Raw genomic sequence first — 21164 nt, forward strand, 5'->3', positions numbered from 1 at the left:
ATTATTTTATATGATTCTGTTATCGTAACTCATGAAATGATTAATCTTGAGCATGAGCGCATTTAATGCTTATTTTAGTAGGCTGGCAGAGTAAGTAAGACAACAAAGCGATCGGATTAATGAACAAAACACAATTTTACGCGGAACTCAATCGCGATTTTCAATCCCTTATGGCAGGGGAAACCAGTTTTCTGGCGACGCTCGCGAATACCAGCGCGCTGCTGTTCGAACGTCTTGATGGCGTAAACTGGGCAGGGTTCTACCTTCTGGAAGACAAAACGCTGGTGCTCGGCCCGTTCCAGGGCAAAATCGCCTGCGTGCGCATCCCTTATGGCCGTGGCGTGTGCGGAACCGCCGTTGCGACCGGCGAAGTGCAACGCGTGGATGACGTGCATGCCTTCGATGGCCACATTGCCTGTGACGCGTCCAGCAATGCCGAAATCGTACTGCCGCTGCGCGTTAACGGTCAGGTTTTCGGCGTGCTGGATATCGACAGCACCGTCTTTAACCGCTTCGATGCCGACGACGAACAAGGCCTGCGTACCCTGGTAGAGCAGCTTGAAGCCGTTATTGCGGGTACTGACTTTAAAAAATTCTTTGCGCCAGACGCATGATAAGCAACGGATAACGTGGCATTTACCGATGGCGTCATTATAATGACGCCTGTTCATGCCTGCGGCTTGTTGGCAACATCCGTTGTAATCAGGAAATTTCATGGAAAATCAACCTAAGTTGAATAGCAGTAAAGAAGTTATCGCCTTTCTGGCCGAACGTTTTCCGCAGTGTTTCAGTGCTGAAGGCGAAGCGCGTCCTCTGAAGATCGGCATTTTTCAGGATCTGGTGGAGCGCGTTGAGGGCGAAATGAACCTCAGCAAAACGCAACTGCGTTCCGCATTACGTCTTTATACGTCGAGCTGGCGCTACCTTTACGGTATTAAGCCTGGCGCGACGCGTGTCGACCTTGACGGCAATCCGTGCGGCGTGCTGGAAGAGCAGCACGTAGAACACGCCCGCAAGCAGCTTGAAGAAGCGAAAGCCCGCGTTCAGGCGCAGCGCGCCGAGCAGCAGGCGAAAAAACGCGAAGCGGCAGGCGCTGAAGGCGAAGAAAACGGCGCAGAGCGTCGTGAACGTAAGCCGCGTCCGGCTCCGCGCCGTAAGGAAAACGCCGAGCGTAAACCTCGTCCGGCTAAAGCCGCTGCTGCTAAAGCGCCACGCCCTGCGCGTGAAGAACGTCACACCCCGGTATCTGACATCACGGCGCTCAGCGTCGGCCAGGCTATTAAGGTGAAAGCAGGCAATAACGCGATGGACGCCACCGTGCAGGAAATTACCAAAGATGGCGTCCGTGTACAGCTGACTTCTGGTATGTCGATGATTGTACGCGCAGAACATTTATTGTTCTGAAACGGAGGTCAACCAGGGCATGAACACTTTTTTTAAGCTTACCGCCGTCGCCGGCCTGCTGCTGATGGCGGGCCAGGCGTTGGCCGTGGATGACATTACCCGTCCTGACCAGATCCCGGTTCTTAAAGAAGAACCGCAGCATGCCACAGTAAGCGAGCGCGTGACCTCCCGGTTCACCCGCTCTCACTATCGCCAGTTCGATCTTAACGAAGCCTTCTCCGCCAAAATCTTCGATCGCTACCTCAACCTGCTCGACTACAGCCATAACGTGCTGCTGGCGGGTGACGTTGAACAGTTCGCGAAGAAAAAGGGCCAGATCGGCGACGAACTGCGCAGCGGCAAGCTCGACGTGTTTTACGATCTCTATAATCTGGCACAGCAGCGCCGTTTTGAGCGCTATCAATACGCGCTGAAAGTGCTCGAAAGACCGATGGATTTCACCGGTAACGATACGTTTGATATCGATCGCAGCAAGGCGCCCTGGCCTGCCAGCGAAGCGGAGCTGAATAAGCTCTGGGACGGCAAAGTCAAATATGACGAGCTGAGCCTGAAGCTGACCGGCAAAACCGATGCGGAAATTCGCGAAACACTGACCAAGCGTTATAAATTCGCGATCCGTCGCCTGGCGCAAACCAACAGTGAAGATGTGTTCTCGCTGGCGATGACCGCCTTCGCGCACGAAATCGACCCGCACACCAATTATCTCTCACCGCGCAGCACCGAACAGTTCAACACCGAAATGAGCCTCTCGCTTGAGGGCATCGGCGCGGTACTGCAAATGGACGACGATTACACCGTTATCAACTCCATGGTCGCAGGCGGTCCGGCTGCGAAAAGCAAGGCGATTAGCGTTGGCGATCGTATTGTCGGTGTCGGCCAGGTGGGTCAGCAGATGCAGGATGTCATCGGCTGGCGTCTTGATGACGTCGTGGCGTTGATTAAAGGGCCGAAGGGCAGCAAAGTGCGCCTTGAGATCCTGCCTGCCGGTAAAGGCACTAAAACCCGCATTATTACGCTGACGCGTGAGCGCATACGTCTTGAAGACCGTGCCGTGAAGATGTCAGTGAAAAATGTCGGTAAAGAAAAAATCGGCGTGCTGGATATTCCTGGCTTCTACGTTGGTCTCACCGATGACGTGAAAGTGCAGCTCCAGAAGCTTGAGAAACAGAACGTCAGCGGGGTAATTATTGACCTGCGCTCCAACGGCGGCGGAGCGTTGACCGAGGCGGTTTCGCTCTCTGGTCTGTTTATCCCGTCCGGCCCGGTAGTTCAGGTGCGTGATAACAACGGCAAGGTGCGTGAAGATCGCGATACCGATGGCGTGGTCTATTACAAAGGCCCGCTGGTGGTGATGGTCGACCGTTTCAGCGCCTCGGCGTCTGAGATTTTCGCCGCCGCAATGCAGGATTATGGCCGCGCGCTGATTGTCGGCGAGCCGACCTTCGGGAAGGGCACCGTGCAGCAGTATCGTTCGCTGAACCGCATCTACGATCAGATGCTGCGTCCGGAATGGCCGGCGTTGGGTTCAGTGCAGTACACCATCCAGAAGTTCTACCGTGTCAACGGCGGCAGCACCCAGCGTAAAGGGGTGACGCCGGACATCATCATGCCGACCGGCAATGAAGAGACCGAAACCGGTGAGAAATTCGAGGATAACGCGCTGCCGTGGGATAGCATCAACGCCGCCACGTATGAGAAGTCAGGCGATCTCAAACCGGTCGGCCCTGTACTGCTCAAAAATCATAACGATCGTATCGCGAAAGATCCGGAGTTTCAGTACATCATCAAGGACATTGCTCGTTTTAACGCCATGAAAGATAAGCGTAATATCGTATCGCTTAATCTGGCTCAGCGTGAAAAAGAGAACCGCGAAGATGACGCAACCCGGCTGGCGCGTATCAACGACCGCCTGAAGCGCGCCGGGAAACCGCCGCTGGCGAAACTCGACGATCTGCCGAAGGATTATCAGGAGCCGGATCCGTATCTCGATGAAACGGTCCATATCGCGCTCGATCTGGCGGATATGACCAAAGAGAGCACGGCGCAGGCCGATGCCGCGAAGAAGTAAACTCCCCAACCGGCGCAGATGATGCGCCGGTTTTTTTAGCGTCGTGTTATCCCCCCGTCAGCGAAATGCTACAAAATGTAAAGTTTCGTATTTTTAGAGACTTGCCAGCCTGTGATGCTTGAAAACGGCGTGCGCGCCCCTACGATGTGTGTAATCGCATAAGGCGTATTGTTAAACCGAGGTAAAAAGAAAATTATGATGCGAATTGCGCTTTTCCTGTTGACTAACCTGGCCGTCATGGTGGTGTTCGGTCTGGTGCTCAGCCTGACAGGGATCCAGTCAAGCAGCGTGACGGGCCTTCTGATCATGGCGCTGCTGTTTGGCTTCGGCGGCTCGATCGTTTCGCTGCTGATGTCCAAATGGATGGCGCTGAAATCGGTAGGCGGCGAGGTTATCGAAGCGCCGCGTAACGAAACGGAACGCTGGCTAATGGATACCGTGGCGCAGCAATCACGCCAGGCGGGCATCGCGATGCCGCAGGTGGCGATTTATCATGCGCCGGATATTAACGCGTTTGCGACCGGCGCGCGCCGTGATGCCTCGCTGGTGGCTGTCAGTACCGGGCTTTTACAGAATATGAGCCGCGATGAAGCGGAGGCGGTTATCGCCCACGAAATCAGCCATATCGCCAATGGTGACATGGTGACGATGACCCTGATTCAGGGCGTGGTAAACACCTTCGTTATCTTTATTTCGCGCATTATCGCGCAGGTAGCGGCAGGGTTCCTTGGCGGAAACCGCGACGAGGGCGAAGAGAGCAACGGCAACCCGCTGATTTATTTCGCGGTGGCAACCGTGCTGGAGCTGGTGTTCGGTATTCTGGCGAGCATCATCACCATGTGGTTCTCGCGCTACCGTGAGTTTCACGCCGACGCAGGCTCGGCGAAACTGGTCGGCCGCGAGAAGATGATTGCCGCGCTTCAGCGATTGAAAACGAGCTATGAGCCGCAGGAAGCGAGCAGCATGATGGCGTTCTGCATCAACGGTAAATCGAAATCGCTGAGCGAACTCTTCATGACGCACCCGCCGCTGGATAAACGTATCGAAGCGCTGCGTAGCGGTGAATACCTCAAGTAATCGCGCCGTTAACTCAACAAAAGCGTGCCCGCGGGCGCGCTTTTTTTATACCCGAAAGCGCCAGGCTAAACGCGGCTTTAAGGTGGTTGACGCATTCTAAGCGGTTGATCTGCCGTTCACGATATATCCTTCATGCATAATCAGGCCTGATGTCGCAGATTTGCCACCATCAGGCACAGATTCATTGCGGCGGTGACGCCCCGAATTTATAATAAAAACCGGTTCTGATTTTTATAAAACAAATGCGATCGAGGTGATCAATGGCAATCGCAGAATTAGATAAACAGCCTGACTCCGTCTCTTCGGTGCTCAAGGTCTTTGGTATTTTGCAGGCGTTGGGTGAAGAACGGGAAATTGGTATCACCGAATTGTCGCAGCGCGTCATGATGTCAAAAAGCACCGTTTACCGCTTTTTGCAGACCATGAAATCTCTGGGCTATGTCGCGCAGGAAGGGGAGTCGGAAAAGTACTCCCTGACCCTCAAGCTGTTTGAACTGGGCGCCCGCGCGTTACAGAATGTCGACCTTATCCGCAGCGCGGATATTCAGATGCGTGAACTGTCGCGTCTGACGAAAGAAACCATTCACCTGGGCGCGCTGGATGAAGACAGCATTGTCTACATCCATAAAATCGACTCAATGTATAACCTGCGCATGTATTCGCGCATCGGCCGCCGCAATCCGCTCTACAGCACCGCTATCGGTAAAGTATTGCTGGCCTGGCGCGACCGAGACGAAGTTCGTCAGATCCTCGAAGGCGTTGAGTATAAACGCAGCACTGATCGCACAATCGTCTCCACCGACGCGCTGCTGCCGGTCTTGGATCAGGTGCGCGAGCACGGTTACGGCGAAGATAACGAAGAGCAGGAAGAAGGGCTGCGCTGCATCGCGGTGCCGGTATTCGACCGCTTCGGGGTGGTGATCGCGGGGCTGAGCATCTCGTTCCCGACGCTGCGCTTCTCCGAAGAGCGCCTGCACGAGTATGTGGAAATTCTGCATACGGCTGCGCGGAAAATTTCCGAGCAGATGGGGTATAACAGTTATCCGTTCTGATAACAGTCCGTGCTGAAAAAAAGCCGCAGCCAGCCTGCGGCTTTTTCCTTGGCGCGCATTAGCCGTTATCCACTACGGTTTCGCTTTTGCGCAGCACCGGGCAGGCGGTAATGCCGATAAGCCCACTGTCAGAGTGAATAAACTGCGCGTTGACCACCTGTCTCGCTGTCAGATAACGGCACTGCAGCCCCAAACCTGCGGCATTCTCATGGCTGCCAATCAATATGCCATAACCGCTGAAAAGCAGTGCAATCCAGACCACGAACAACAGCGCGACAACACGAATCAAATAGCGCATAACGGCTCCGTTTGTTAACGTTCAGGCGGACAGCCTGCCGCGTGTGCCGCTGCGTCACAAGGAGAGGATTCCGGATTACGTGACTTAACGTTACAGTGATATTTGGTTTAAGGTTTCCGTGATAATTTGGACCCGTGAATGCCGTAACGGAGAAGGTAGTGAAAAAATTGAGATGGGCTATTTTGCTGGCCGTGCTGGTGGCCTGTGTATTGTTGTGGACGCAGACGATCAATGTCATGTGCGATCAGGACGTTCAGTTTTTCAGCGGCATTTGCACTATCAATAAGTTCATCCCCTGGTAACGCCTGAGACCGATGCCCTTACGCCGCGGCGGTGGTAAGATAGCGCGTTACTTTGAGGTGGTTAGCATGAATGACATTGTAAATTCTGGTGCATTAAATTTCGTTTCCCTGGCGATGTCTCTGGCGGGCATCATCGTGGCGCTGGTCGCCTGGTTCTTTATCAACCGCGCGAGCGTGCGCGCCAACCAGCAGGTGGAACTGCTGGAAGCGCTGCTTGAGCAGGAAAAACGACAAACGGCGCTGTTGCGTCGCCTTTGCGATGCCAACGAGCCAGAGGCACCGAGCGCTGCTCCCGCCGCTACTCAGGATGACGATGACGGGTTTGTCCGCCTGGTGGCTGAACGTTAATTGCCAACGCCAGCGAGGTGATGGGCATGGTCTGGAAAAATCCCTGGTACGATCCCTCGAAAGCCCATCACCGCCCTGACGGCTTTTGCAATACGCACGACGTCGGGCATCAGCCCGGCGATTTGCGCCGCTGGCAGGATGAACGTAAAGCCCAGGGGTTGCCTCGGCCGCCTTCCGGGGGGTACGAGGCGTTCATCCGCCAGTGGTGGCAACCCGCCGTTATTGACGGCGAAGATGATGGCGTCTGGTGGCTCGGCCACGCCACGCTGCTGCTTCGTCTCAACGGCCGTTACCTGCTCACCGATCCGCTCTTTTCGCGTCGCGCTTCACCCGTCAGCTTCTATGGCCCCGCCCGTAAAACGCCGTTGCCGCTGGAGCTTGCCCGCCTGCCGCGCCTCGACGCGGTGCTGATTTCTCATAATCACTACGATCACCTTGATAGCAGCACGATACGCCGGCTTGCAAAGCGATTTCCTGACGCGGCATTTTTTGTGCCGCTGGGCCTGAAAGGGTGGTTTACGAAACGCGGCATCGGTCACGTCACTGAACTCGACTGGTGGGATAGCCGGGAATGGGAAGGGCTGCGGATGACCGCCGTGCCCGCGCAGCACTGGAGCATGCGCACGCTGTGGGACCGGAACCGCTCGTTGTGGTGTGGCTGGGTAATGGAGAGCGCGTCGCAGCGCTTCTGGTTCAGCGGCGACAGCGGGTACACGCCTGAGTTGCTTGAGATCCCCCGCCGCCTCGGGCCGCTCACTGGTGCGGCCATTCCTATCGGGGCTTACGCGCCACGCTGGTTTATGGCGCCGCACCATATGGATCCGCAACACGCGGTTGAGCTTTGGCAGCACGCGGGCAGACCGCTTGCCATTCCTATCCACTGGGGGGTTTTTGAACTGGCGGATGAATCTCTGGACGCGCCGCCAGCAGAGCTGATGAGCGCACTTACTGAACGCGGCGAAAAAGCAGCAACGTTCGCGCCGCGCCGTATCGGTGAATATTTATCGCTGGCGGCAAATAAACGTTAAACAAGAATATATCGGGCTGGTTAAATTTACTTCTGGCTGGCTGATTTATTAATCACATTGTCTTATTGCGCTTGCCTCTTTTTGAGGCATTTTCATTAAATTGTCATTATTTTGGTGCATGACGAAAATGGCTTGTACAAATTTTTTTGATTTGTACATTGTTTACTGCCGTCAGGCTGTAATAAAGCTTCGTTAAAATGGAGTTTAACGACATTAATGAATAAGCTTTTGCAGAAATAATAACAAAGCAGAAAAAGCGATAAACATAATCTCGTGTCGCCTGGACGAAGTGAAACTATTGGGCTACGTTTAAAGTGTGCATTCTGGCAACATGCCGGAGTCGGGCGGCAGAACCTCGCTTCGCGGGGCCATGTGCGCCCCTTCTGTGCTTTATTGTCAGTCACATAGCGATCTGTTAAGGAATCTGTGCGACAGATCGTGCAGCGTATAAAAATGGCTTGCCATTGGTTACGTTGTATGTGATAACAAGTTTTGGGTTAAACGAGGTACAGTTCTGTTTATGTGTGGCATTTTCAGTAAAGAAGTCCTGAGTAAACACGTTGTCGTTGAATACCGCTTCTCTGCCGAACCTTATTTTAGTGCCTCAAGCAGTAATGTCTCTGTTTTATCTAAGTCAGCGCCTGCGGGCGAACAAAACAATTGAAGGAATTTGCGAAATGGCAAAGATTAAAGGTCAAGTTAAGTGGTTCAACGAATCTAAAGGTTTTGGTTTCATTACTCCGGCTGACGGCAGCAAAGATGTGTTCGTACACTTCTCTGCTATTCAGGGTAATGGCTTCAAAACTCTGGCTGAAGGCCAGAACGTTGAGTTCGAGATTCAGGACGGCCAGAAAGGTCCGGCAGCTGTTAACGTAGTTGCTATCTAATCGCACTTAAACTGACCCGGTGCCTTGTTTCACCGGCCAGCTATTCTAAAGCCCCGCCCTCTGGCGGGGCTTTTTCATGCATAATGCGCCTCAGCGTTTCCCCATCTGCCGAATCACGTTAAACTTCGCGCTTTGCGCTGTTTCGGAGTCGCCATGTCTTATCTCTGCCCCCTTTGCCATTTGCCGCTTCTGGCGCAAGCAAAAAGCTTTCGCTGCGCCAGTCATCACCAGTTCGATATCGCGAAGGAAGGGTATGTCAATCTGCTGCCGGTGCAGCACAAGCGCTCGCGCGATCCGGGCGACAGCAGCGAAATGATGCAGGCGCGCCGCGCCTTTCTTGACGCCGGACATTATGCGCCGCTGCGCGACCGCGCCGCGCAGATGCTGGCGGCGCATCTGCCGGATGATGGCGCGACGCTGCTTGATATCGGCTGTGGGGAAGGGTATTACACCCGCGCTTTTGCGGCGCTGACGACGGCCCGCGCCGGACAAAGCTGGGGGCTTGATGTCTCGCGCAGCGCCATCCGCGCTGCCGCGAAGCGTTATGCTGACATCGCGTTTTGTGTGGCATCAAGCCACCGTCTGCCGTTCCCCGACGCGTTTTTTGACGCGGTCGTGCGTATTTACGCCCCCTGTAAAGCGCAGGAGCTGGCGCGCGTGGTGAAACCCGGCGCGGTGGTTATGACCGTGACGCCGGGGCCGCGGCATTTAGTTCAGCTCAAAGGGCTTATCTATGATGAGGTGCGGCTGCATGCGCCGAATAAGGAGTCCCTGCCGGGCTTTACGTTGGCAGACGAGCAGACGTTGAGTTATGAAATGCGTCTGAATGGCGAAGAGGCGACGACGCTGCTGCAGATGACGCCGTTTGCCTGGCGTGCGCGCTCTGACGTCTGGCAGACGCTGCGCGAACAGACGTCATTCGCCTGTGAAACTGATTTTTGTCTGCGGTTGTGGCGACGCGACGCTTAGCCCGCGAAATGGCTCCAGAGGATCTGACAGCCGATGCCAATCAGCACCACGCCACCCAGAATTTCCGCCCGTTTGCCGAGCAGCGGGCCGATAAAGCGGCCTATCATCATGCCGAGCGTAGACATTATCAGCGTGGCGCAACCGATGGCGAGCGCGGTTTTTATGATATCAACCTGAAGAAAAGCGAGACCGACGCCGACCGCCATCGCATCAAGGCTGGTGGCGAATGCGGTAGTGACCAGTAGTAAAAAACTGTGGCGGCGGGTTTTTTCCGGCTCATCATCGCCGCCGCCGCGCATGCCTTCGAGGATCATTCGACCGCCCAGGAACACCAGCAGCACGAAGGCAATCCAGTGATTCCAGGTCAGTACAAATTGCGTGGCCAGCAGGCCCAGGAGCCAGCCCAGGAGCGGGGTGATGGCTTCGATAATCCCAAAGATCAGACCCGTGCGCAGGGCGTCGGAGAATTTCGGTTTGTGCAGCGTGGCGCCTTTGCCGATAGACGCCGCGAACGCGTCCATTGACATGCCGAAAGCGAGAAGCAGGGTTGCGGAAAGATTCATACACAGGTCCTGACCGGGATCTCCATATACACGCCGACCGCCCCCAGTAAACAGCAGCAGCGTGCAATGGTCTCGCCTGACTGAAAGGGCTTCAGTCCGTACGCGCCACGTTTTGCAACGAGTATGTTGACGCGTACATTTCCTGACCGGAAATTGGCTACTCCCCAATGACGGGCGCAACCATACCATATTCCGGACGGCAAAGACAATAATCGCGTAATACCCTTCAGGTTATAAATGAGAATTGTTTTCGCTTAATAGCAGGACGTGAAAGGCATGTTAAAAAATACGGAAAGGAAACACCGGGAAATATAGCACTGGCTATAGGTATGGTTATTTTTTACGCATGAAAATAGCCTGTGCTATATTTTTAACTCATTGATTATTAATCATAAAATGATAAATTTTTTCAAGATCGTCGATATTTTTCACCCGAATAAGCAAACGGCGCTGGGCTAATTGAATGACCAGTACGCCATCTTCAGATAAATTCATTGTCTTAATGTGGTTATATTTCACCCAGCCACCGCCAAAGAAAAAGCCTTCGCGCTTAAAGCGTATTTGCGGCTCGCGGATCCAGAAAAGATAAATTGCCACCAGCCCCAGCGCGCACAACAGCCAGGTGGTGAGCGGGGCGCCGTGGGTCGTGACGTTCTGCCAGATAAGAATGGCGACGAGGCCGGTAAAGATCAGGCTGTCGGCGCGCCCGCGTCGTAGCAGCGCTACCCGCAGCAGCGTTTTCCCGTGACGCCGTTCAAGCCCCCACTGGTCGTAAATGGCCCAGCCCAGCAGCGCGATAATAAAAGCGACCAGAATCCCGTCAGTCAGCGTCATGCCATCTCCCTTAAATAAAAAAGCCGGGAGCCATCGGCCCCCGGCGAGCACTCGATATCACTACTGGCCGAGCAGGCCGACCGCGTAACCCGCGATACCAATCACAAAGAACCCGACGATAATCCACAGCGGATTCACTTTTTTGCGCAGCAGCCACATACAGGCGAACGTCAGCAGCAGCGGCACCAGGCCCGGCATCAACTGGTCCAGAATGGTTTGCACAGTGGTGACTTTTTGCGCGCCGTTCTGGTCAGTAATGCGCGACACCACTAGCGGGATATTTACGTGCGTCCACTTGTTAACCAGCGCCCCCATGACAAACAGGCCGAGAATAGACGCCCCCTCGGTCAGTTTTTGCAGGAAGCCGCCGCCCATATCTTTGACAATATCGACGCCTTTACGGTAGCCATATGCCACGCCGTAGTAGCGGGTGGCGAGGCGCACCAGGTTAAACAGCACAAAGAAAAGCAGCGGGCCGAGCAGGCTGCCGCTCATCGCGATGCCTGCGCCGAGCGCCGCGAACACCGGACGCACCGTTCCCCAGAATATCGGATCGCCGACGCCCGCGAGCGGCCCCATAAGGCCTACTTTGATCCCGTTAATCGCGCCATCGTCAATGGCCGCGCCGTTCGCCCGCTGTTCTTCCATCGCCAGCGTCACGCCGAGCACCGGTGCCGCGACATACGGATGCGTGTTGAAAAACTCCAGATGGCGCTTAATGGCCTGACGACGCGCCTCGTTATTCTCAGGATACAGGCGACGAATCGCCGGGATCATTGAGAAGCAGAAGCCGAGCGCCTGCATACGTTCAAAGTTCCACGATCCCTGGAAGAGGTTAGAGCGGATAAACACGCCGCGCACGTCGCCCGGGGTCAGTTTTTTCTCACCAGTTGTTTTAGTCATATCAACCATGTCGCTCACCTGTTAATCCAGTTCGTTATCAAGATCGTTTGCGCCTGCGGTCTGCGCGGGTGCCGCTGCGGAGCGGTTATATTTCGGGCTCAGCTGGATATAGAGCACCGCCATAACGGCGCCGATGACGCCCAGCGCCACGAGGTTGAAATCGGTGAAGGCGGCAGTGACGAAGCCGAGATAGAAGAACGGCATCAGATAGCCCGCGCGCATCATGTTAATGACCATCGCGTAACCTACCACCACGATCATGCCGCCTGCGATGTTCAGACCGCCGGTCACTACTTCCGGGATGGCGCTCAGCATCTGCTGCACTTCGCTGGTACCGACAGAAATCGCCACAATCACCGCCGGGATAGCAATACGCATCGCCTGCAAGAACAGGGACGAGACGTGGATCCAGGACAGCGCGGTGAGGTTGCCGTTTTCGGCTGCTTTATCCGCCGCATGCTGGAAGCCGACGGTAATCGTACGCACAATGATAGTCAGTACCTGGCCTGCCGCAGCCAGCGGAATGGCCAGCGCGATACCGGCGCCAATGCTCTGATGGCCCGCGATAACCAGAATGGTGGAAATGATCGACGCAAGCGCGGCGTCAGGCGCCACGGCGGCGCCGATATTCATCCAGCCGAGCGCTATCATCTCCAGCGTACCGCCGATGATAATGCCGGTTTTCATGTCGCCCAGCACGGCCCCGACCAGCGTACAGGCCACCAGCGGCCGGTGAAACTGAAATTCATCAAGCACCGATTCCATACCGGCGATACAGGCGACGATGAACACCAGCACAATCTGAAGAGTGGTAATCTCCATTGTACTTCTCCTGTGATATCAAACTGACGTGTAGAAACTGAGTAAGCGTTAACCCTGCAAAGCCGTTAATGCGCCACTTTGCTGATTAAATCCATCATTTTGAGTCGGGGATCGTTAGAGACTTTACGCACTTCCAGCTCGATGCCGCGTGCGTTGAGTTTCTTAAAGGCCTCGATATCTTTTTCATCGACGGAGACCGCGTTATTGACCTGCGTTTTGCCCTGGCGATAGGCCATCCCGCCGATATTCACGGAGGTGATCCTGACGCCGCCTTCCACGAGACGCTCGACGTCCGTTGGGTTGGTGAACAGCAGCATCACGCGCTCGCCTGCATATTTCGGGTTGTTATAGACGCGGATCATTTTGGCCACATCCACCACGTGCGCGGTGACGCCTGGGGGGGCGACCTGAGTAAGCAGCGTTTTACGCACGTTGTCAGCGGCGACTTCATCGCTCACCACAATAATGCGCGTCACGTTGGTCTCTTTGGTCCAGCGGGTGGCGACCTGACCGTGGATCAGGCGGTCATCGATACGGGCGAGGCCGATGACCATATAGTCGTTCGGGCCCATCGGTTTTGCAGGCGTTGCCGCTTTTGGGGCGGGTGCCGCGGGTGCGGCTTTTTCTGCGGGTTTCGCTTTCAGCGCTTTGACGCCTTCGCGGCCGGTTTCGACGGCGAGCGCCACCAGTTCATCGAAAGACGGGTCGTCGTCGCGCGCCATTAACGTTTCAACAAGCATCGGGATATTCACCCCGGCGACAACCTCATGATTGGGTTTATCCACCACAATCCGACTCGCCGCGTTAAACGGGCTGCCACCCCAGGTGTCAACCAGAAAGACGACGCCTTTGCTGGTATCCAGTTTTTCGAGCTGTGCGTGATATTTTTCGATCAAGGTTTCCGCATTTTCGCCGGGCACGAAATCGATCCAGCCAACGTTTTCCTGCTCGCCCAACAGCATTTCCGCTGTTTTCAGCAGTTGTTCAGCCGCCCAGCCATGCGTGCCTATGACAATAGCAATGGTCACTTGCTACCTCCGTGGTTATCGTCAATGCCCTAACAGGCACCGCTAACAGTGATTCGCTTATCGAATCGATTCAGATAAGGATTTGTAAGCATTCAGAACCTAAGCACGAATTATTTTAGAACGCGAAAAAATAATGTTTGTGATGAAGCTCTGTAATTTCGCTATCAAAACAAGGCATTCGGCGTCTGTGGAAAATATGCGCGCCTTTTGTGTCACGGCGATTGCAAATTCTGGTAAATCTTTGCCAAACGCTATTACCCTTTGTTAAGGTAGATTTCCGATTAATTCACAGGAGTAGCGGGCAGCAGCCCACCGTATGGACCGTCACCGACGTCTTTTCTTTTCCAGGCTTTCATCAGCCGTCATGTCACAAGGCTTTCGCCTTAATTCACTGATAAAACACATCAAAGCGCCCGACACTGTCGGGGTGCCGTTTAGTCATTCCTTGCGCAGGAGCCTGTTATGGAATTCTTAATGGACCCCTCAATCTGGGCGGGCTTGTTAACGCTGGTCGTGCTTGAGATTGTTCTTGGCATCGACAACCTGGTGTTTATCGCTATTCTCGCGGATAAACTGCCGCCGAAGCAGCGCGATAAAGCGCGTTTGATTGGTTTATCCCTGGCGCTGGTGATGCGCTTAGGTTTGCTGTCGCTTATCTCGTGGATGGTGACACTCACCCGTCCGCTATTCAGCGTCTGGGACCTGAGCTTCTCTGGCCGTGATCTGATTATGCTTTTGGGTGGCCTGTTCCTGTTGTTTAAAGCCACAACGGAGCTGCATGAACGTCTGGAAAACCGCCAGCACAACGACAGCCACGGCAAAGGCTACGCCAGCTTCTGGGTCGTGGTATTGCAGATTGTGGTGCTCGACGCCGTCTTCTCGCTGGACGCTGTGATCACCGCCGTTGGCATGGTGAACCATCTGCCGGTGATGATGGCCGCGGTGGTCATCGCAATGGGCGTGATGCTGCTTGCCTCGAAGCCGCTGACTAACTTCGTCAACGCGCACCCGACGGTCGTGGTGCTCTGTCTGAGCTTCCTGCTGATGATAGGTCTGAGCCTGGTGGCGGAAGGCTTCGGTTTCCATATTCCGAAGGGCTACCTCTACGCGGCGATCGGTTTCTCCATCATCATCGAGTTCTTTAACCAGGTGGCGCGCCGCAACTTCCTCAAGCACCAGTCTAATCTGCCGCTGCGCGCGCGTACGGCGGAAGCTATCCTGCGCCTGATGGGCAACCGTCGTCGCCCGGCGCCGGTAAGTGAGACGGAACACCATGCCGTGGTGCCGGTGCATGACGAAGCGTTTGCGGAGGAAGAGCGCTATATGATTAACGGCGTGCTGACGCTGGCCTCCCGTTCGTTGCGCAGCATCATGACGCCGCGCGGCGAAATCAGTTGGGTGGACGCTAACCGCAGCGTTGATGAAATCCGCGAGCAGTTGTTATCTTCGCCGCACAGCCTGTTCCCGGTATGTCGCGGCGAGCTGGATGAAATTATCGGCGTGGTGCGTGCTAAAGAGCTGCTGGTGGCGCTGGAAGAGGGCGTCGACGTGGCGGCCATCGCCTCGGCGACGCCGGTTATCGTGGTGCCGGAAACGCTGGACCCGATCAACCTGCTGGGCGTGCTGCGCCGCGCGCGAGGCAGCTTCGTTATCGTCAACAATGAGTTTGGCGTGGTACAGGGGCTGGTAACGCCGCTGGATGTGCTGGAGGCTATCGCGGGCGAATTCCCGGACGCCGACGAAACGCCGGAAATCATTCACGACGGCGACGGCTGGCTCGTAAAAGGCTCCACCGACCTTCACGCGCTGCAACAGACGCTGGATCTGTCCTCGTTAGTCAATGATGAAGAGGATATCGCGACGGTCGCAGGCCTCGTTATCGCCATTAACGGGCAAATCCCGCGCGTGGGCGACGAACTGGCTGTGCCGCCGCTGCGCATTACCATCGTGGAGGCAAACGACTACCGCATCGATCTGGTGCGCGTGGTGAAAGACGCGCCGCTGCACGACGAAGAAGAGTAACCGTCAGACCAACGGCGCCGGAAGACGCCGGCGCCAGAACGGCGTGCCTGGATGGGCGCGCCGTTGTTCCAGCCACTGCGGCAGTTCCCGTATCGGCATTGGATGGGCGAATAAATACCCCTGCAACACCGGCACGCCGAGGCGGCACAAATAGGCGGCCTGCTCTTCGGTCTCCACGCCTTCCGCCACCAGTTCAATCTTCAGCCTTCTCGCCATCGCGATAATAATGTCCGTCACGGTGGAGTTCACCGCGTCGGTGCCGATGGCCGCCGTAAAGCGTTTGTCCATTTTCAGTACGTCGGGACTCAGCGTTTCCAGATAGGAAAGCGAACTCTGGCCAGTGCCGAAATCGTCAATCGCGAGCTTCACGCCGAGCTGGCGCAGATCGTGCGCCACGCGATAATCCACCTCCGGCAGCGCATCGCGCTCGGTCAGCTCCAGAAACAGCGGCTGTATCGGGTCAGACGGATACCAGTAACGTTTCAGATCTTCAATAATCACGCCCTGATGAAAATGGCTGGCGGCGATATTCACCCCAATATGAAAATCAGCGGAGGCCGGGAAATAGTGGCGCTGTTCGGCGGTTTTAATCAGCACGTAGCGTGTCAGCGCGTTAATCAGCTTAAGCTGCTCGGCAAGGGGGATAAACACATCCGGCGCAATCGGCCCCAGGCGCGGATTATTCCAGCGCAGCAGCAGCTCCGCGCCCATACATTCGCCGGTTTTTCCGCTCACCAGCGGCTGGCAGTACACCTCAAACTCATTGTTGGCGATACCAAGATTAATTTCCCAGGAAAAACTCATGCGCCGGGCGGTCGCAAGCCAGGCGATATAGCCAATCAGCAAGCTTAACAGCACCGCCAGCGGCAGCTGGTTCGGCAGATTTTTTAGCGCCAGCGCGCCAGGCGACGGGCCAAACAGCGTTACCGAGAACGGGTAACGGCTGGAGGATTTCTCATAGCGCGTCAGGTCATCGCCGGTAGGCAATGTCTCCACGAGGCCGCGCCCATATTCCAGCTGCGTGCCCGCCACGTCAAAGAGCACATGCTCAATCACCGGCGGGTCAGGGTTGAGCAGCAGGCTTGCGATAAACTCAATATTTACCGACTGCAACACGCCCGATTTGCCGTTATCAATAGCGGGCGTCCAGACAATCAGCACCGGGCTGCCTTTAATTAACGAGCTGTCGCGCGACAGCCGCATCAGCGGCGTGGCGGCGGGCAGATGGGGCTGCAACTCATGTATCGGCACGTTACGCGCGCCGAAAATGCTGGAACAATACAGCGTGCCATCATCGACCAGCGCAATGGTCCGCACCGTCTGCAGGCTCGCGACCATTTCGCGCAGCTGGCGATGCACCTGCTGGCACGGCATACCCACCAGCGGCAACAGCGCGGTGCGCGCGGCGTCTAGCGGTACCAGCAGCTCATCCAGGGTTTTCACCGCATGGTCGGCGTAGCGCGTAGTGTCGTGCTGATACTGTTTGCGGTCGGAGAAATAGCGTATTCCCAGCGTCAGAATTAACGCCAGCAGGGCGAGGACGACACAGAGGATCAACCGCCGACGGCGGTAAGCCCGAATAATACGCTGCGCTTTTTGCATAGGCTTAATCTCTCAGGCTCAGCTGAGTAATAAAAGGCTGAATGTTAAGAGTGTAGTGGGGGTTGACGCGACGGGAGGAATAAAAGACGGGCGGGGATAAAAAAAGCGCCGCGAGCGCGGCGCTGTGAGGCGTTAGTCACACTGTACTTTGATGGCCAGCCCGCCGCGTGAGGTCTCACGGTATTTGGCGTTCATATCCTTGCCGGTTTCGTACATGGTTTCGATAACTTTATCGAGCGAGACGCGCGGCTCGCTGGTGCGGCGCATCGCCATACGCGAGGCGTTGATCGCCTTCACGGAGGCAATCGCGTTACGCTCGATGCACGGCACCTGCACCTGGCCTGCGACCGGGTCACAGGTCAGCCCCAGGTTATGCTCCATGCCGATTTCCGCCGCCACGCACACCTGTTCCGGGCTCGCGCCCAGCAGTTCGGCAAGCCCTGCCGCCGCCATCGAACAGGCGACGCCCACTTCACCCTGGCAGCCCACTTCGGCGCCGGAGATAGAGGCGTTCATCTTATACAGCGTGCCGATAGCGCCTGCCGCCAGGAAGTAGCGGATGTAAATATCGGGGCTCACCGATTCGATGAAGTGATCGTAGTAGGCCAGCACCGCGGGCACAATGCCGCAGGCGCCGTTGGTCGGCGCGGTCACCACGCGACCGCCGGCGGCGTTCTCTTCGTTCACGGCAAGCGCGAACATATTCACCCAGTCCACCACGTTCATCGGATCGCTGGAGAGCTTATCGCTCGCCACCAGCAAGCGGCGCAGCGCGGAGGCACGACGCGGCACACGCAGCGGGCCCGGAAGCACGCCTTCCGTATTCATGCCGCGATCGATACAGGCGCGCATGGTCTGCCAGACGTCAGCGAAATAGTCTTCGATTTCTTTTTTGCTGTGCAGCGCCAGCTCATTTTTCATGACCAGCCCGGAGAGCGACAGGCCGGTCTCTTTGCAGTGCGCCAGCAGATCTTTTGCAGAGTGGAACGGATACGGCACACTCACTTCATTGCTGGCGGCTTTGCCGAAATTCTCTTCGTCGACGATAAAACCGCCGCCGATGGAATAATAGGTTTTGCTGTAGACTTCTTTGTCGCCGCTGTAGGCGTGGATGGTCATGCCGTTCTCATGCAGCGGCAGGTTGTCGCTTTGAAAACGCATGCCGTTGTCTTTCGGGAAATCCACTTCGTGGCTACCCTGAGCGAGCAGCAGACGACCGCGAGTTTCCACGTCCCGGATAAACGCCGGTATGGCATCGATATCCACTGTGGCGGGTTCATTGCCTGCCAGGCCCATAATAATGGCGATATCCGTATGGTGGCCTTTGCCGGTCAATGAGAGCGAGCCATAAACGTCCACCGCGAGGCGCGTGACGTCCTGCAATAATCCTTTTTCGACCAGGTCATCGACGAACTGCTTCCCGGCCTTCATCGGCCCTACGGTATGGGAAGAGGAGGGACCAATGCCCACCTTAAACATGTCGAATATACTAATCACGTGGTAACTCCTGACAGAGTCATCTGCCTTGCAGATGACGGTGTGAAAACAGCGCATAGTGTAAGAGGTTATTGTGCTGCGCAGTTAACTATTCACATGAATTATACTAATGGATACGGCAAGGCCGCCTAATAAAGTGCTGCAGATCGCACTTTTCACCCTTAATAATAGTCAGGGCTTATGGCCGATTTGTAGCGCCAGCTCACGAATAATGCCTGCGGTCATTCCCCAGACAAAGTAGTGCTCATACCAGGAGAGCCAGACGCGATGGCTGTTGCCGCGCCGGTGAATGTCCAGCGGGTGGTAGCGCCCGAGCCGCAGCGCCTCGGCGAGCGGCATTTCGAACACCGCCGCCACTTCCTCTTCGCTGGCGTGATACGGCAGATCCGGCGGGATAATGCCGACTACCGGCGTCACCTGAAAACCGGTCACGCTGTCTACCGGCGGCAGAACGCCTATCACCTCAACCGATTCGGGCGGGATCGCCACTTCTTCTTGCGCCTCGCGCAGCGCCGCGGCAATCAGCGACGCGTCGGTGTCATCCACCGCGCCGCCGGGGAACGCCACCTGACCGGCGTGTTTACGCAGCGTCGCGGCGCGCTGCGTTAGCAGCAGGCCCGGTTCCGGGCGGCGCACCACGGGCACCAGCACTGCCGCCTGGCGCTGATTCAGGCTGTGTCGGGTCATCTGCGGGCGCAGTAGCTGAAAACGCGATAAAAACCGGTCGAGCGTGAGCGGACTGTTCTCCATATCTACCTCTCTAATGCGTGCAGGATACGGTTAACTTTATCAAAAGTTTCCTGATATTCCGCCGCTTCCTCGCTGTCCGCCACGATGCCGCCGCCCGCTGAGCAATACAGCGCGCCGCCTTCAGCGGTCAGCGTGCGGATAGTAATGCTGGTGTCCATTGCGCCGCAAAAGCTGAGATAGCCGATGCTGCCGCACCAGGCGTTACGCCGCTGCGGCTCCAGCTCTTCGATAATTTCCATCGCCCGCACCTTCGGCGCGCCGGTTATCGAGCCGCCGGGAAAACTGGCGCGCAGCAAATCAGTTGCATGAAGCTGCGGCGGCAGCGTCGCGGTAATCGTGCTGACCAGATGATGCACCGCCGGGAACGGCTCGACCACGAACAGCTCCGGCACTTTCACGCTGCCGGGCGTCGCCACGCGGCCAATATCGTTACGCAGGAGATCGACAATCATCAGGTTTTCAGCGCGATCTTTCGGCGACTGCGCCAGTCGGGCGGCCTGGCGCGCGTCTTCCTGCGGATCCTTCAGACGCGGCAGCGTGCCTTTGATGGGCCGCGTCTCAATATGACCGTCGTGCAGGCGGATAAACCGCTCCGGCGACAGGCTTAAAATTGCCTGTTCCGGCAGACGTAAAAAGGCGCTGAACGGAGCGCGGTTGGCGGCGTTGAGCGTTAAAAATGCCTGCCATTCATCGCCTTCATACCCGGCGCAAAAACGCTGCGCCAGGTTCACCTGGTAGCAATCGCCGCTGCGAAGAAAAGCCTGCACCTGGCGAAACTTCTCGCCATATTGCTCGCGCGTCATGTTCGAGCGCCAGGGCGTGGTTAAGCGAAATGGCGGGGTTTTCACCGGCTGCTGCGCCTCAAGCCAGGCGAGACGCGCCCGGGCGTCGCCATAGCACAGCAGGGTGAGCTGCTTACGTTTGTGATCGGCAATCAGCGCCCAGTCATAAATGCCGACCGCCATATCCGGCGCGTTCAGTTCGGCCGCCGCCTGCGCAGGCAGTCGCTCAAAGCGCCGCCCCAGATCGTAGCCGAAAAGCCCCAGCGCGCCGCCCTGAAACGGGAAGTCCGCGTCCGGCTCAGGGGCGAACGCAAATCGCGCCAGCGCCGCCTGCAACAGGCGCAGCGGATCGTCCTCGCTGTACTGGCAACCGTTGGCGTCTTGCGTCATAGTGAGCGCCCCGCGCGTGGTCAGCGTGACGCGCGGCTCGGCCACCAGAATGTCAAAGCGATTATGCGGATGATCGGCAAACCCCGAGTGCAGCAGCATCGCCCAGGGGAGATGATGCAGCGCGGAGAAAATATCTTGCAGCGCGTCGGCGCGCCAGGGCAGGGAGATCAGTTCAGGAGTCAGGTTCGTATTCATCAGGACGACAGATAACAGGTGCGCGGGCGGCGTCTGGCGCTGGCTCGCGCGGCATGAAATAATTGAACTCAGCAATGTAACAGGAGTCAGCGATGTTTGCAGGTTTACCTTCTCTCACCCATGAACAGCAGCAGCAAGCCGTCGAGCGTATTCAGGAGCTGATGTCACAGGGCATGAGCAGCGGCGAGGCCATCGCACAGGTGGCGCAGGAAATTCGCGCTACCCATCAGGGCGATCGCATCGTCGCGCGTTTTGAAGACGACGAAGACGAGTAAGCGCACGCTACCTGGAAAAGGTAGCGATATTTTTTTGTCCCTTCTGACGTGGTATGGTTCGCGCCACT

At 56.4% G+C, this 21164-nt stretch carries 22 protein-coding genes, 1 pseudogene and 1 riboswitch; of the genes and pseudogenes, 13 read left to right on the forward strand and 10 right to left on the reverse strand.

Annotation, left to right across the window (positions count from 1 at the left end; genetic code table 11):
* Window positions 1–119: 119 nt before the first annotated feature.
* The 5 genes from AFK63_RS06770 (at window position 120) to kdgR (ending at window position 5601) form a co-directional block, all read left to right on the forward strand.
* Window positions 120–614 carry a GAF domain-containing protein gene (locus tag AFK63_RS06770; protein ID WP_038862402.1) on the forward strand — a complete coding sequence of 165 codons (495 nt, stop codon included), beginning with the start codon at window positions 120–122 and terminating at the stop codon, window positions 612–614.
* Window positions 615–714: 100 nt separating this feature from the next.
* Complete coding sequence (proQ, locus tag AFK63_RS06775) at window positions 715–1404, forward strand: RNA chaperone ProQ (protein ID WP_038862403.1); 690 nt, start codon at window positions 715–717, stop codon at window positions 1402–1404.
* Window positions 1405–1423: 19 nt separating this feature from the next.
* Complete coding sequence (prc, locus tag AFK63_RS06780; protein WP_038862404.1) at window positions 1424–3472, forward strand: carboxy terminal-processing peptidase; 2049 nt, start codon at window positions 1424–1426, stop codon at window positions 3470–3472.
* Window positions 3473–3667: 195 nt separating this feature from the next.
* Complete coding sequence (htpX, locus tag AFK63_RS06785) at window positions 3668–4549, forward strand: protease HtpX (protein ID WP_004386682.1); 882 nt, start codon at window positions 3668–3670, stop codon at window positions 4547–4549.
* A 260-nt stretch (window positions 4550–4809) separates the two neighbouring features.
* Window positions 4810–5601 carry a DNA-binding transcriptional regulator KdgR gene (gene kdgR, locus AFK63_RS06790; RefSeq protein ID WP_007714118.1) on the forward strand — a complete coding sequence of 264 codons (792 nt, stop codon included), beginning with the start codon at window positions 4810–4812 and terminating at the stop codon, window positions 5599–5601.
* A gap of 58 nt (window positions 5602–5659) precedes the next feature.
* Here the strand turns inward: kdgR and AFK63_RS06795 are convergent, their stop codons facing one another.
* Window positions 5660–5899, reverse strand: coding sequence for a YobH family protein (locus AFK63_RS06795; protein ID WP_038862408.1), 240 nt, complete (start codon window positions 5897–5899; stop codon window positions 5660–5662).
* A gap of 158 nt (window positions 5900–6057) precedes the next feature.
* On the opposite strand from AFK63_RS06795, the gene mgrB reads away from it, so the two are divergent.
* The 6 genes and pseudogenes from mgrB (at window position 6058) to rlmA (ending at window position 9433) form a co-directional block, all read left to right on the forward strand.
* On the forward strand, window positions 6058–6201 hold the full coding sequence (gene mgrB / locus AFK63_RS06800) for a PhoP/PhoQ regulator MgrB (RefSeq protein WP_038862409.1): 144 nt from the start codon (window positions 6058–6060) through the stop codon (window positions 6199–6201).
* A gap of 66 nt (window positions 6202–6267) precedes the next feature.
* Entirely contained in the window at window positions 6268–6549 is a 282-nt protein-coding gene (locus AFK63_RS06805; protein WP_038862410.1) for a YebO family protein, read from the forward strand.
* A gap of 20 nt (window positions 6550–6569) precedes the next feature.
* Complete coding sequence (locus AFK63_RS06810; RefSeq protein WP_038862411.1) at window positions 6570–7577, forward strand: MBL fold metallo-hydrolase; 1008 nt, start codon at window positions 6570–6572, stop codon at window positions 7575–7577.
* A 520-nt stretch (window positions 7578–8097) separates the two neighbouring features.
* Window positions 8098–8239, forward strand: a pseudogene (locus AFK63_RS20265) (DUF2627 domain-containing protein); the annotation flags it as partial.
* 15 nt (window positions 8240–8254) lie between these two features.
* Window positions 8255–8464: a transcription antiterminator/RNA stability regulator CspE gene (cspE, locus tag AFK63_RS06815; RefSeq protein WP_004386688.1), complete on the forward strand. Its 210-nt coding sequence runs from the start codon at window positions 8255–8257 to the stop codon at window positions 8462–8464.
* Between the two features lie 153 nt (window positions 8465–8617).
* Window positions 8618–9433, forward strand: coding sequence for a 23S rRNA (guanine(745)-N(1))-methyltransferase (gene rlmA, locus AFK63_RS06820; protein ID WP_038862412.1), 816 nt, complete (start codon window positions 8618–8620; stop codon window positions 9431–9433).
* Here the strand turns inward: rlmA and mntP are convergent.
* The 5 genes from mntP to manX all read right to left on the reverse strand — a co-directional run bounded on the left by mntP (window position 9430) and on the right by manX (window position 13583).
* Window positions 9430–9996 (reverse strand): manganese efflux pump MntP, encoded by a 567-nt coding sequence (gene mntP, locus AFK63_RS06825; protein WP_038862413.1) that lies wholly within the window; start codon window positions 9994–9996, stop codon window positions 9430–9432. The two genes, rlmA and mntP, sit on opposite strands and share 4 nt — an antisense overlap.
* A 5-nt stretch (window positions 9997–10001) precedes the next feature.
* Window positions 10002–10174, reverse strand: a riboswitch (yybP-ykoY riboswitch).
* A 197-nt stretch (window positions 10175–10371) separates the two neighbouring features.
* On the reverse strand, window positions 10372–10830 hold the full coding sequence (locus tag AFK63_RS06830) for a DUF986 family protein (protein ID WP_038862414.1): 459 nt from the start codon (window positions 10828–10830) through the stop codon (window positions 10372–10374).
* Window positions 10831–10890: 60 nt separating this feature from the next.
* Window positions 10891–11742 carry a PTS mannose transporter subunit IID gene (locus tag AFK63_RS06835; RefSeq protein WP_038862415.1) on the reverse strand — a complete coding sequence of 284 codons (852 nt, stop codon included), beginning with the start codon at window positions 11740–11742 and terminating at the stop codon, window positions 10891–10893.
* A gap of 12 nt (window positions 11743–11754) precedes the next feature.
* On the reverse strand, window positions 11755–12555 hold the full coding sequence (locus tag AFK63_RS06840; protein WP_038862417.1) for a PTS mannose/fructose/sorbose transporter subunit IIC: 801 nt from the start codon (window positions 12553–12555) through the stop codon (window positions 11755–11757).
* A gap of 65 nt (window positions 12556–12620) precedes the next feature.
* Window positions 12621–13583, reverse strand: coding sequence for a PTS mannose transporter subunit IIAB (manX, locus tag AFK63_RS06845; RefSeq protein WP_038862418.1), 963 nt, complete (start codon window positions 13581–13583; stop codon window positions 12621–12623).
* 462 nt (window positions 13584–14045) lie between these two features.
* Here manX and yoaE point away from each other — a divergent pair, with 462 nt between their 5' ends.
* Window positions 14046–15605, forward strand: a complete 1560-nt coding sequence (gene yoaE, locus AFK63_RS06850; protein WP_038862420.1) for a CNNM family cation transport protein YoaE — start codon at window positions 14046–14048, stop codon at window positions 15603–15605.
* 3 nt (window positions 15606–15608) lie between these two features.
* On the opposite strand, the gene AFK63_RS06855 is transcribed toward yoaE, so the two are convergent.
* The 4 genes from AFK63_RS06855 to pabB all read right to left on the reverse strand — a co-directional run bounded on the left by AFK63_RS06855 (window position 15609) and on the right by pabB (window position 20821).
* Window positions 15609–17207: an EAL domain-containing protein gene (locus tag AFK63_RS06855; protein WP_038862421.1), complete on the reverse strand. Its 1599-nt coding sequence runs from the start codon at window positions 17205–17207 to the stop codon at window positions 15609–15611.
* A gap of 132 nt (window positions 17208–17339) precedes the next feature.
* On the reverse strand, window positions 17340–18704 hold the full coding sequence (sdaA, locus tag AFK63_RS06860; RefSeq protein ID WP_038862422.1) for an L-serine ammonia-lyase: 1365 nt from the start codon (window positions 18702–18704) through the stop codon (window positions 17340–17342).
* A gap of 171 nt (window positions 18705–18875) precedes the next feature.
* Window positions 18876–19454, reverse strand: coding sequence for a CoA pyrophosphatase (locus AFK63_RS06865; RefSeq protein ID WP_038862423.1), 579 nt, complete (start codon window positions 19452–19454; stop codon window positions 18876–18878).
* Window positions 19455–19456: 2 nt separating this feature from the next.
* A complete protein-coding gene (pabB, locus tag AFK63_RS06870) occupies window positions 19457–20821 on the reverse strand; it encodes an aminodeoxychorismate synthase component 1 (RefSeq protein WP_038862526.1) in 1365 nt (454 codons plus the stop codon).
* Window positions 20822–20913: 92 nt separating this feature from the next.
* Here pabB and AFK63_RS06875 point away from each other — a divergent pair, with 92 nt between their 5' ends.
* The gene (locus AFK63_RS06875; protein ID WP_007668632.1) at window positions 20914–21096 is read left to right on the forward strand and encodes a YoaH family protein; all 183 of its coding nucleotides are present in this window, start codon (window positions 20914–20916) and stop codon (window positions 21094–21096) included.
* Window positions 21097–21164: the final 68 nt, after the last annotated feature.

This window comes from Cronobacter muytjensii ATCC 51329 (assembly GCF_001277195.1).
GTDB lineage: Bacteria > Pseudomonadota > Gammaproteobacteria > Enterobacterales > Enterobacteriaceae > Cronobacter > Cronobacter muytjensii.